Origin of the sequence: Sphingobium sp. SJ10-10 (assembly GCF_036038995.2) — a bacterium.
Lineage (GTDB): Bacteria > Pseudomonadota > Alphaproteobacteria > Sphingomonadales > Sphingomonadaceae > Sphingobium.
In genome coordinates, this window is the sequence record NZ_CP158133.1 from 57750 (window position 1) to 69475 (window position 11726).

Annotated in this window: 10 protein-coding genes and 1 pseudogene; 3 read left to right on the forward strand and 8 right to left on the reverse strand. The window is 61.3% G+C overall.

Going from position 1 to position 11726, the window contains the following annotated elements; genetic code table 11:
- Positions 1–288 precede the first annotated feature (288 nt).
- Genes VVT58_RS15965 through VVT58_RS15980 form a run of 4 tightly spaced genes read right to left on the reverse strand, consistent with a single transcriptional unit; the run spans position 289 to position 6081 of the window.
- A complete protein-coding gene (locus VVT58_RS15965; protein WP_082749146.1) occupies positions 289–810 on the reverse strand; it encodes a lytic transglycosylase domain-containing protein in 522 nt (173 codons plus the stop codon).
- Positions 807–3722 carry a MobF family relaxase gene (gene mobF / locus VVT58_RS15970; RefSeq protein WP_066563145.1) on the reverse strand — a complete coding sequence of 972 codons (2916 nt, stop codon included), beginning with the start codon at positions 3720–3722 and terminating at the stop codon, positions 807–809. The genes VVT58_RS15965 and mobF overlap by 4 nt, the downstream gene beginning before the upstream one ends.
- The gene (locus VVT58_RS15975) at positions 3719–5785 is read right to left on the reverse strand and encodes a type IV secretion system DNA-binding domain-containing protein (RefSeq protein ID WP_066563148.1); all 2067 of its coding nucleotides are present in this window, start codon (positions 5783–5785) and stop codon (positions 3719–3721) included. Before VVT58_RS15975 ends, mobF begins: the two co-directional genes overlap by 4 nt.
- Positions 5782–6081 carry a CopG family transcriptional regulator gene (locus VVT58_RS15980; RefSeq protein ID WP_066563150.1) on the reverse strand — a complete coding sequence of 100 codons (300 nt, stop codon included), beginning with the start codon at positions 6079–6081 and terminating at the stop codon, positions 5782–5784. The genes VVT58_RS15975 and VVT58_RS15980 overlap by 4 nt, the downstream gene beginning before the upstream one ends.
- Positions 6082–6629: 548 nt before the next feature.
- Between VVT58_RS15980 and VVT58_RS15985 the strand changes: the two genes are divergently transcribed.
- Positions 6630–7856: a tyrosine-type recombinase/integrase gene (locus VVT58_RS15985; protein ID WP_327754025.1), complete on the forward strand. Its 1227-nt coding sequence runs from the start codon at positions 6630–6632 to the stop codon at positions 7854–7856.
- Entirely contained in the window at positions 7849–9003 is a 1155-nt protein-coding gene (locus VVT58_RS15990) for a tyrosine-type recombinase/integrase (RefSeq protein WP_327754026.1), read from the forward strand. The genes VVT58_RS15985 and VVT58_RS15990 overlap by 8 nt, the downstream gene beginning before the upstream one ends.
- 87 nt (positions 9004–9090) lie before the next feature.
- Here VVT58_RS15990 and VVT58_RS15995 read toward each other — a convergent pair whose 3' ends face one another.
- The 3 genes from VVT58_RS15995 to VVT58_RS16005 form a co-directional block, all read right to left on the reverse strand.
- Positions 9091–10020, reverse strand: coding sequence for a HEPN domain-containing protein (locus tag VVT58_RS15995; RefSeq protein ID WP_327754027.1), 930 nt, complete (start codon positions 10018–10020; stop codon positions 9091–9093).
- Between the two features lie 76 nt (positions 10021–10096).
- Positions 10097–10297, reverse strand: coding sequence for a sigma factor-like helix-turn-helix DNA-binding protein (locus VVT58_RS16000; protein WP_327754028.1), 201 nt, complete (start codon positions 10295–10297; stop codon positions 10097–10099).
- Positions 10284–10478: a zincin-like metallopeptidase domain-containing protein gene (locus VVT58_RS16005; protein WP_327754029.1), complete on the reverse strand. Its 195-nt coding sequence runs from the start codon at positions 10476–10478 to the stop codon at positions 10284–10286. Before VVT58_RS16005 ends, VVT58_RS16000 begins: the two co-directional genes overlap by 14 nt.
- A 168-nt stretch (positions 10479–10646) precedes the next feature.
- Here VVT58_RS16005 and VVT58_RS16010 point away from each other — a divergent pair, with 168 nt between their 5' ends.
- Positions 10647–10871, forward strand: coding sequence for a hypothetical protein (locus tag VVT58_RS16010; RefSeq protein WP_062118092.1), 225 nt, complete (start codon positions 10647–10649; stop codon positions 10869–10871).
- On the opposite strand, the pseudogene VVT58_RS16015 reads toward VVT58_RS16010, so the two are convergent.
- A pseudogene (locus tag VVT58_RS16015) lies at positions 10862–11724 on the reverse strand (ArdC family protein). The gene VVT58_RS16010 and the pseudogene VVT58_RS16015 overlap by 10 nt on opposite strands.
- Positions 11725–11726 lie beyond the last annotated feature (2 nt).

The window sequence follows — 11726 nt, forward strand, 5'->3', positions numbered from 1 at the left end:
GAGCAACCGACCGGTTTCCCCCGTACAATCAAAATCTCAATGGTCGCAGTTACGGCGTCGAAGGCAACGGGAATCGCATTACGTCAACGCTCTACGGCTCCAAGACTGACCTGGGTGGCGGCGGCGCCCGAACAGCCGGCGGTCAACTGATTTGCTGCACCATATGTTGCCGGAATGGCGGAATTCAGCCGCTTTGCGGGTGTGGGAACAAGTCCACTGGCGTTATACATATTGGGGAAGACGACGGTGCCTCACCTACGCCTGCATCCGCTTGAGCAGGAATAGGCATCAGGGCATATTTGCTCCTTTTCCGAAAGCATCAAGTCCAAAACGTGCAACAAGCCGCCTCCATACATTCTGAATATAGCTAGTTTTCCTCCATGTAACCCGACTATGATAGTGGCCGATCGCTGCCCAGTAATCTCGGGCGTCCTGCAAGTCGGTCAGAAATATCCAGCGGGCAGCGTACACATTGAAGCAGGTGTCATGTTGAAGCCGATGCCATATCTCAGATTCCGATTGATGAACCAAGGCCGAGATTTTCGGTACCCACCAACTGTTGATTTGCAATGGGCCCAAATCGTAGCTGCCGTCTGTGTTCCTGATCTTGGCGCCAACCCATCCCGCTTCCTGATCTCGTAGGCCCCAAAGCGTCTTTTCCAGCCAGCCCTTTCCATTTGATGCGAGCCGAATGCACCGCGCCACCTCGACATCCCCGGCAAACTGCTTTGCGTTAGCTGGGGCTGCATACAGGATTGTCAGGCTCATGACGATCAGCCCTGCCAATACCAGGCCTTTCGGCCCACTCATCGATCCAACCCTTTTGACCGATCATGCCCATGTTCCTGATCTTGAGTCGGTTCCGGCCTGGACCGGTCGCGTCCAATCAACGAGCGCAGAAAGGAATCAAGCTGTTCGGCAACGGACCGTGCCCGGCCTGCAAGCTTTTCGGGCAGCGTCAATTCCTCCGCTTGCGATCGGGAGCTTGCCGAACCCAAACGTTCTCTTCTCTCCTGCCGCTGGATTTCCTGATCCATGCGCTGACGACGCAATTTCTCCCCATGACGCGCCGTGAAACTGCGTCGACTGTCTCGATCAAGACGACCAAGACCTTCAAGAGATGATGTCTTTTGACCTGAGTTTTGCTCCAATTTCTTGGCCAGCTTATCCCTGTCTTCCGTCCATAGCTTCACGCCAAGGCGCGCGCGGGTGATCGCCGTGTAGAAATTCTGACCATTGACGAGACTTGATCCGATGGGAGCCAAAACATAAGCCCGTGCATAGGTCTTAGACTGAGACGAATACACGGTTTCGGCGTAGCCATGGTCCCAAGTCTTGTGTATCGACAAATCTACGGTCTGGACTCTATCATCCCGATCCCATCTGATTGTTGCCAGCAATCCATCGAGCTGTTCGACCGTGCCTCGCTCAGCATTCTTCAGATCGAGCTCCTTGTTGGCCAATCGCCATTGAACGCGATCCCCGGACGCCAAGTCCCGCTCACCTTGGTCGAAGACATTGACCTGACGGGGGCGCGTCGATCGGGGGTCCCACCGGATAATCCGTCCCTGTTCATCGGCTAACCGAACGATTTGCCGGCCGTTCTCATTGCGGCCAAGTCCTACCACGCGATATTCCACGTCCCGGGCGATACCGACCTCGGCAATGTCGCGCCCAAATTTCACGACCTGCCCACGCGAATAAAAGCGCGCGAACCGCTTCTCTTCGTCGGTCATCCCCGCCGGCGACACAATCTGGAGACGACTCTCCTCGATGGCGATGCCCCCCTCCTTCTGGAGCGCTTCCCGTATCTGGGCGTTCACAGCCAGACGAGTGGCATTTTCAAGCACGAGAATGTTCGTGCCAACGCGATGCTCCGTTTTGAGCCGGGTCCACTCCCTCACCATGTCCTTGGCAAGTATGTCCACGCTCTCCCCGCTTACGACCTTATCGAGCGCGGCGATCGAAGCGGGATAGTCACCCTCGCGCGCATACGTAACCGCAGCTCTCATCGACTTGGTTTCCTGCCGTACCGACTCCTTGAGTTCCGCGGTCGGCAAACCCAGTCGTTGCAGCAACCAGAAGGCTTTGCCCTGCTCGATGGCGCCGGTCTGGTGATCGTCACCCAAGAGGAGAAGGCGGGCACCCGTTTTGCGACTGATCTCCAGCACACGGGCAGCTTGCCGATTGCCGAGCTGCCCAGCTTCATCCAGCACCAGCACATGGCGATCGCTGATCCCATGACCGCCCCCGGCAAGCAGACTGGCAACGGTCCGGGACTCGATGCCGGCATCCTGCCCAAGCTTCAATGTCGCAGACGAAGTCGGGGCGGTCGCAATGAGGATGGTGCCTGGCTCCGCAGCCTCTTTGAGCGTCTTGACCAGCGTTGATTTCCCCGAGCCGGCCACCCCATGGATGCCATTCACCCGATCGCGCGAGATCGCGACATTCACCAGCGCCTGTTCCTGGGCCGGCGTCAAACCAGCCTTTTCGAGCGCGACCAGCAGCCGGTCCGCAGACGCGAGGGGCCGAGCATCGCTCAACGCAAGCGCAAGATGCTGCGTCAATTCCAACTCAAGACGCGCGGTTTTTCTCGTCGTGCGGCCCCGGGTCAATATCTGATGGCCCGTTTGTTCGCGCGTTGCCAGAAGCTTGCGCCGTGCCTCATGGGCTTCGATCATCGGGCGGACGTCAGACAAGCGCACTTCCCCAACATGGGAAGCGAGGCCAAGACGGAATATGCGTCCCAGATTGTTCACCGCTTCGCGCGTTTCCGCCTGTCGCATGCCGAACAGAGCGGCCCGGCCAACGTCGGCCGCGCGCGGAACGATCTCCCTGCTGTCCTTGCCGCTCAATAGATCGAGATCTTCGCGGTATCGTTCCGATCGGTGCTGCCATTGCTCCCGCAGCGCCTCGATACCGACCTTCTGCTTGGGAGGGCGGGTCGCATAGAAGGAGGCCTGGCGTCCGGCCTGCCCGGTCAGCCCCTCTTCCCGCGCATGGGCATCGATCTGTTCGGCACGCCTGGAAAATGCCTTCACCAGATCCTGCGGAACACCCCTGATTTCGAAGAGGCCGTTGCGAGGATCATGGTCGATCTCATAACCCAGCTCCCGAAGGCCATGGGCTAGGTCGTTGCGATACACCTGTCCCGCGGTCATTTGCTCCGCAAACATGGCGCGAGTTTCCAGACTTGCCATGTGCGCCTCGCCCTCCCTGCCAGTGATGTTCATGACAACCACATGGGTGTGGAGATGGGGGTCGAGTTCCCGGCTGGCATGTTCGGTGAAGCGAGCAAAAATCAGCCGGCCGGTCGTCTCATAGACAATCTCGCCGGCGACGCGGCGCCGCAGGGCGGCATGTTCTTCCAGATAGTCCAACGCTGTCCCGACCGCCTTTTCATGTGCAGCCAGTATCCGCTCGTCTCCCGCGACCAGCGCCATGATGGAAACCGACTTGGGCGCGTTGACCGCGAAATCCCAACCGGGATGATGCTCGATCTCCCCATCCTTGTGGTGCCTTCCAAGCTGCTGCTCCCTAACCCAGCCGGAGAGCAGTTGCTCGAATATCTCGGGATCGACCTTTCCTTCGAGGCCAAGGTCACGCGCAATTTCCCCTCCCCATTCGGAATGCTCATCGGGACCCTTCTTGTAATAATCGCCGAGCGCATAATAGCGGACGACATTGCCGGGTTTGCCATATAGGCGGACGGGATTGATCATGCCGGCCTTGCCTGTTCGCGGGGGCCATCGGCGCGGCCATGCTGGACGAGGTTCGACTGAATGCTGCCCTGGCGCGCAGCCAGCAAGGTCCAGGCATCGCGCGGCGGGATCGGCAATTTACCCTGCTCCGCGCCGAGAATGGCATCGACCTGCGCCGCCTCACTCTCGACCGCAGGCGACCCATCCACGCTCGGCGCACCGGTGGCAGAAGCACTGGAGCCCTGCCCCTCCTTAGCGGGAGGACGCAGATCATCACCCTGCCCCCTTTCACGCTCGAGCGCCTCTCGCACCCGTGCCTCGGCCTTGGCCAGTTTGACCAATTCGTCCGCCTTACTGAGCCGCTCCGGCGGACCCACACGTTCGACAAATGCAGGTTCGTCCGAGGAGACGACATTGTACCGGTCCGCGAACTTGACGACCGGAAGGTTACGCCCGAACCGGAGGAAACCGGAAAGATTGGGAAGGTTCGTGACCTCGGTGTGCATGACAAGCGGCCGGGTCACCTGTATCCGGGAGAGATTGACGCCGTCCCGCATGTCGTTGACGCCATAGCTCATGCCTTCATTGGCTTCGACCTGTTCGACCTGACCCAGATTTTCGGAAACATGCTTGGCGGTCGGGGTGTCATTGGCGCGCAGCGCCACCCAGGTCGAGCAATAGCCGGTGATGGCGGCAGCATCCTGAATGCCATAGGTGGCCTCAAGCTGCGGGTAACTCTGATAACCCAATATGCCGCAGCCACCATATTTGCGCGCCCGCGCGAGGAAGTCGCTCAGGGAGGGCAGCTTCTGGAGCGTTGGAAGTTCATCGATGACGCAATAGAGGCGCCGGTCCCGATCCGGCATGAGACTCATGATGGCGCTGATGGCGATGTCGAGCCAGACCGTGATCAGGGGACGCAGCGAGGGAAGCTGGTCCGCCTTCACGGTGATGAACAGCCAGCTTCCCGGTTCCCCTTTTTCCACCCAGTCGCGGATCGAGAAACCATCCTCCGTGTCATCGAGATAGGAAAAGCTGCGCATGACCGAGGCCAGTTCCGCCTGGATGCCGGCCGAGGTCCGGTCCCCTTCCATGCTGAGAAAAGCGGCAGCATCGGTGCCGGCGGCGAACGCCACGAGATCCTTGAGCTTGGACCGGAGCAACCGGTCAAGGAGCAGAGAGACATAGGTATGCTTCTGCCGGGCGAGCTTTCGCAGGACTGCCACCAGAGTCCCTCTCGCCGCCTTCGCCCAGAAGGGATCACCCCCCTTATCCGGGATCGTGGACTCAGCGATCTGGTCATAATGATAGTCGCGCGGGACATCGACCCAAGGGGACCATCGCGCGGTCCGCTGGTCGAGGGGATTGAGCAGCGTATCATATTTGGGGCGGTAGAATTTCTCGACGAAGGTGCCTGCGGTATCATAGACGATCGCCCGTCGACCCGATGTGCGAATGCCCTCCAGCATCTTGACGATGAGATTGGTCTTGCCGGTGCCGGGCGCTCCGCAGAGGAGGATATGCTCGGGCTCGAAAGCCTCCGGCACCGGGACTCCCCCGATCGTGAGCGGCCCCTTCTTCTGCCAGAGAAGCGCCCGCTTCAACTGTCTGACGGTGCCGAAGCGGGCGCCGCGCAGGAATTGATTGGAGCCAAGGCCGCGTCCCGTGCGGGTGAAATAGAACCAGGCCCAAAGCAGCATGGCGAGGGCGAAGACACCCGACAGAGCAGCCCCGTGCAGGAGGTAGCTTTCGAAGGCCGCGAGGGTCTTGTGGGCCAGCCGGGAGTCGAGCAGCGCCTTGGGCGTGGTCCAATATTGCTGGCCCGTTGGTGTCCTGAACAGGATCGGCGTGACATTGCCGGGAACCGCGTCTCTCATGAAGGTCGCCTGGCCGATCTTCACCAGCACGAAACGCTCATAGTCGGAGGATTTTTCGAGCGCATACCAGACGATACCGCCGATCCAGATCACGAGACCGGCAAGGCAAGTCTGGTAGAAGACCTGGGTGGTCATGCGGACATTGTGAACGATGGCCTGTCCACCCCTCGTCCAACTGCCCAGCGTGTCGTTGCGGAAGATGCTCATGAACGTCCCTCCTCAGACAGAAGGCCCCGCTCATCGAGCAATTGGCGGGCATAGCCTTGCCCCTTTTCCAAGGCCTGCGGCGCTCGTTCGCCGACCGCGGTCACGAGGATCGCGAACGTCTGGATTACCACCGCGAGGATCTCGTCTTTCGACGAGTAAATATAGGCGCGATCAGGATCGGCGGCCCTGGTCAGGACTGACCGGATGAATGCGGAAAGACTGAGATCGGCCCCATTGGCGCGCCGAAGGAGGCGCCGATGGAGGGCGTCGTCGAGACGAAAAGTAACTGTGACCATGCAGAAGCTCCGATGATACGGAGCCCCTACCGGGGAGGTGAAGCACAGCTTTTATAGTTGAAATGAAGGGATTTTTCAACACCCCGAGGACGGCGCGTTCAAAATGTCAGGATACGGAAAAATAATACGGATCATACCGCATCATTTCAGTATCTTATCAAGAAAATGCGATGGCCCGGTCATACCGGTATGACGATCTGCGGTGCATCGGTAATACCCGTATGACGCCCGCAAAGCCGCAGAAATGCTGGGCAAACGCCACGCAGCACCCGTGCGTGGGGTGCATTACAATTTACGCCTTTCAGGCGTGCGTCCGGCCTTTCGCATGAGCTTGCGAATGCGCCAGATGATAACTCGAAGTGGTGGGTAACATGCTGATCCTGAACGGTAATTCAAATCCGGGCGACGATCGGTAACAGCCCTTCCCTGAGAGCGATGCCCGTCACGTATCGATGCCGCCGATAAGTTCCCCGCGTGTCCTGGGGAACATACCCCGGACGCGCTTCCACCGGCCCGCAAGGTGCCGGAATTTTTGGAGCCAAATTGCCATGCCCAGCGGCACGAAGATCGACTTTGAAGCCATCGATATTCTTTCCATTGCCCTTCCCGCGCGGGGAGAGAAGCTACTCTACGATGCGCGGGCGAAGGGCCTCGCCCTGCGCCTGCGCGCTTCGGGCGCCCGCACCTGGATCGCCGTCGAGCGGACGGCGGCCCGCACCGTCCGCACCACGCTTGGCGATGCAAGGCACCTGCCCCTTGAGGCCGCCCACCGCCTGCTGGCCGCCGGGCCGCAGAACCGATCCGACGTCGCAAACGATGCCCTCTTTGGTCCCGATGCAACGATTGCGGAAGTCTTGACCCGCTTCCTCGCTTCGGGCGAGGCGGGGCGTTGGAAGCCCGGCACAATCCGCAACATGAAGGCGGTCACGAAAATGCATATCCTCCCCCATTTCGGGGGACATGAGGTTCGCGCGTTGACCCCGGAAGAGGTGAACCGCTGGCATCTGGACATCACCGCGAAGAGCAGCGCCGTGCGTATGGCGCTGTCCACTTTATCGGGACTGATGCTCTATGCGGAGGACCATGGATTGCGTGAACCGGGATCGAACCCCTGCCGTGGCCTGCGCAGGAAACAGCACGGCAAGCGCGGCCAAATGATGTCTCCCGATGCCGTCCGGAGGCTTTGGGCCGCGCTCGACAGATTGCAAGACCGGATACCCGACGCCTGCGATGCGGTGCGCCTCCTGTTCCTAACCGGTGCCCGGCGTAGTGAAATCCTCTCTCTCGAATGGGACCGGATTGTCGGTGCCCGCGCCGTTCTGGAGGACTCCAAGGCTGGCCCCCGCACGATCTGGTTGAACGCCCCTGCCCGCGAGTTGCTCGCCATCCGCAAGGGCACGGCAAAGGGCCAGTTCGTATTCCCGGCCCCGAGGAGCAAAGGGCCGATGAAAGTGCTTGATCGGGCATGGACATTGATCCGGCAGGAAGGAGGCTTGGGGAACATCCGCGTCCATGATCTGCGGCATCATTTCGCATCGGTCGGGGTATCGAACGGCATCGACCTGCGGCTGATCGGTCAGCTTCTCGGGCATAACGACATCGACAGCACCATTGGCTACGCGCATCTCGCGACGGACGCATTGGCGCGCTCGGCGTCGAAGGTGTCCCGACGCATTGAACGCTCCCTTCGGGGCGACGGGCATGGGCGGCCCGTCCGCAAGCGAAAGGCCGATCCGGTCCGGATTCTCTCCGTGAAGGAGGCCACACATGCTTAACCTGCGCCTCTCCCTGACCGACGCCCTCTGCGCCCGCGCGGAACCCGGAAACCGGGAATATGCCATGCGCGACACGCGCCTGCCGGGCCTCGCCCTGCGCGTCCAACCCTGCGGGTCGCGAAGCTGGGTGATCCGCGCCCGCATTGACGGAAAGGCAGTCCGTCGATCGCTGGGTTCCTTCCCGGAAACAGGCGTCAAGGCGGCCAGAGCGACGGCCCGCGCCGTTCTCGCGGGCGAGACTTTGACTCCGGCCACGCCCCTCACCGTTCCGCACTTCGCGACATTCCAGATTGAACATGAACAGCGCTGCGGGGTCTTCTATAAATCGCAAGGCCTGCGCACCTACCGCGCCTATATCCGATGTGAATTGCTACCTGCCTTCGGCCATCAGAGGCTCGATGCCATCTCGCGTCAGGATGTGATCCGGTGGTTCGAAGGGTACAGCCTGCGAAGGCCGGGCGGTGCGAACCGCGCCCTCGGAATTTTGGCGCAGATGCTCGGGCGGGCGAAAGCCTGGGGCTATATGCCCGACGGCTGGCGCAATCCCGCGAGGGGAATCAGGATGAACCGCCGCAAAGTCGTCGGCACCTTTCTCAGCGACGATGAAATGGCGAGGCTGGGCAGCGTGCTGGACAAACGGATCAGGACAGGATGCACGGCATCCGCCCTGCTCCGCTTCCTTACCCTGACGGGATGCCGGGTCAGTGAGGCCATCCATCTCGAATGGGCGGACTTATTGCCCGACCGGCTCCGATTGCGCGACAGCAAAACCGGACCGCGAGACGTTCCCCTCGGATCGCCGGTCCGACGCTTCCTGCAGTCGCACCGCGCAAATATCCGCAGAAACGGTGGGTGCGCATCTGGCCATGTGTTCCCACTCGCCGGTCGCCAACACTATGAAGGGGTGCGCTCGATCTGGTTCATTGTCCGCCGCGAAGCCGGTCTGCCGCTGAAATTGCGCATCCACGATCTGCGACACAGCTTCGCGAGCCATGCGGTGATGTCAGGGGAAACGCTGTTCACAACCTCCCGGCTCCTCGGGCACAGCAGGGTTCAAATGACCGCGCGCTACGCCCATCTTGCGGATGATGTCCTCGCAGCCACCTGCGAAAAGCTCGGCGCTCTTCTCATCGCTCAGACCCGGTAGAGGAATAGGTTCGCGTCGCGGCGGGCGCGCGTCAGCGCGCCCGCCGATTCCAACAAGAGCAACATATAATCAGCATGACAGCTGATGTCAGGCGGCGTCGGGCCGTGCCTCCAGCTCGGCGATGCGTGCGATGCACAGTTCACGAACCAGCCCTTGCAGATGGGCGACCCTCTCGCCCAGCCATGCCAGCTCCTCATCGCTGATGCTGAATTCGCGGGAGTAGCGCGCCTTGATATAGGCCTCACGCAGCAGGTTGTAGGCGCGTTTGTGCAAACGGCTGTCCATTGGCCAGACAGCCCGGAGCTGGGGCTCAAGCTGCTCCGTCAGCGCTCGCAGCCGATTGAGGTTGTGGGTCTTGGGCGAATAGAGGGTCCGCACGAGGAAGACACAATGATAAAGGCGTTCGGTCGCTTGATGGAGTTCAAACGCCGCTTTCTTGAAGCGCCCCTTCCCGAAGTTCGACTGAAAATCTTCTACAAACTCGGTGGCGCTTTCAAACCATTCTTCAAAATAATCCCGCGTTTCCCGGAGGGCTTCCCCCGCTGATAGCTGCTTCGGCTCTGCAAAGGGATGGTTCGGCTCCTCGTGCAGGACGATGCCGTCCTTGAGGATGTCCATGAAGAAATAGCGACCGAGCCGCAGCTTCTCGTTCACCTGATCAAGACTGTGATAGATCAGGCTGACCTGTGTGCGCAGCGCCTTGCCCTCGGTCAGTTCCTCCAGCAGCCGTTCTTCGGTCTTCGCCCAGAATTCCGGAATGTCGGTAAGGTCCTCATGGTCGACCACCACGAGGATATCATAGTCCGAGAAATAGCGGCCAACGGGGTCTTCGACCCAATCGCCACGCGCATAGCTGCCGAACAGGACGATCTTGAGGATATGGCCGTCACGAAAGCGCGGCTGAGTCCGGTGGCGGATGGCGCGCGCAAAGCCCTCGCGGACGATGGCGACGACATGGGCAAGCTCCCGGCGCTTCGCGTCGGGCAATCGTACATCGGGATCGTCGAGCCTTCTCATAATGCCGCGTAGAATCGCGGCAAATCATCACCTTGCCAAGCCCCTTGAGGCTGGCAAGGCGATTTAACCCATTTTATCACAAATCGCGGGCGATAATCCGGATGGCCCGGAGCATGTGCCGTCGCACCTGCCAGCGGAACAGCCCCTCTCGCCGGGCAATTTCGGCGTAACTCAAACCTTCCACCCGATTGGCGAAAAAGATCATCCGGGTTCGGGCAGGCATGCGCTCCAGCGCTGCTTTCGCCCGGGCGACTGCGGCAGCATCAGGAGCCGACATCCTCGCCTCCCTCATCGCTGGAAAAGGCCAATATCAAATCCGCCGCCTTGCTTGCATGGCTGGCAGCACGAAAAATTGCCTTGCTGTCCTCACGCAAAACGGTCAGCCATGAACCGATATAGTCGGCATGACGGACGGTCGGCACGATCCCAAGCTCCGCGCAAAGGAAGGCACTGGCCATCTCGGCGATATATCCTGACAGTCCAGCGAAAAATGGCGGTTGAAAGGTGAAAACCATCGGTGCCTCCTGCACTGCCTAAAAACCCCATGGCTCCCCCGAGGCGGGGGTGGGCGGCGAGAACGACCGGAGAGGCCCGCGCAAGCGGGGGGCCGCACCCGGAGGGGCGAAATGCAATGGAGCAGCGCGGCGAAGCCGGGCTTGCGGCGCGCCGTGGCGGGCCTAGCAGGGAGCGCCGACCAGACCCGCATCGAGGGAGGCCCAGAAATCAGCGCCGCCGCGCCAGCGGCGTCCGCTGGTGAGCGGGCGAAGCCCGCGCATCGCCGTGCGCGACGAAGCGGCCGAGCCCGCGAGGGATCGGCCGCTCGGCTTTGGTCGCTGCTGGATCATGGCTGACGGGCGTGCATCCAGTCGGCCGCTGCCTGCGCCTTGCTCGCCGCGGTGAAGATCGCGCGGGGCTCGTCCTTGAGCAGTTGCAGCCAGGAGGCGATATAGGCCGCGTGATCGGGTCGCGGTTCGTGCGCGATCCCAAGATCGGCGAGCAGGAACGATGCGGTCAGTTCGGCGGTCGCTTCCTCCATGGCGAGCGCGTGCCTGGTCCACTTGGCGCTGAAATCCCGGTCGAGCCGGTGAGCTGCGCCACTGGCATGAGCCGCCTCGTGAATATGGGTGGCGTAGAAGCCGTGGGCATCGTGGAAGGCGCTGAAATCCGGCATGTGGATGCGGTCTTCGGCGATGTGATAATAGGCGCTGGCCGAGCCGTAGACGGTATCGATGCCGAGGGCGGCGATGAAGGCTTCGGCGGCGGCGAGGCGTTCGCTCTCGGGCAGGTCCGGCCCCGGTTCGGGCGCATAGCCATCGACCTGATCGGCGTTGAACAGGCTGAACGCCTTGGCGAAAAGCCGGCGGTGGTCGTCATCGTCGCCGGCGTCGTCATCCTTCGCGCGAAACTCCTTCCAGAGGACGCCGAGGCTGGCCTGCTCGCCCTTGCGGACCTGCGCGCCGAGCGTCTGCCACTGGCGATAGGTGCCCCAGACGCCGCTCGCATAGCCGCTGCCATAGGCGGCTGCCCAGAGCGAGACCGTATTTATGCCGCGATAGGGCTTGCCGCTGGCGACGTTCGTCGGGCGGGTGACGTCGGCGCCAGAATGATGCCATGGCATGCGCCGGTGCCGGTGCCGGCTTCGATGGCGTCGACGATCGCTTGCGTGACGCGAGCATAGACGTCGACACGTGGTGAGGCTGACATGA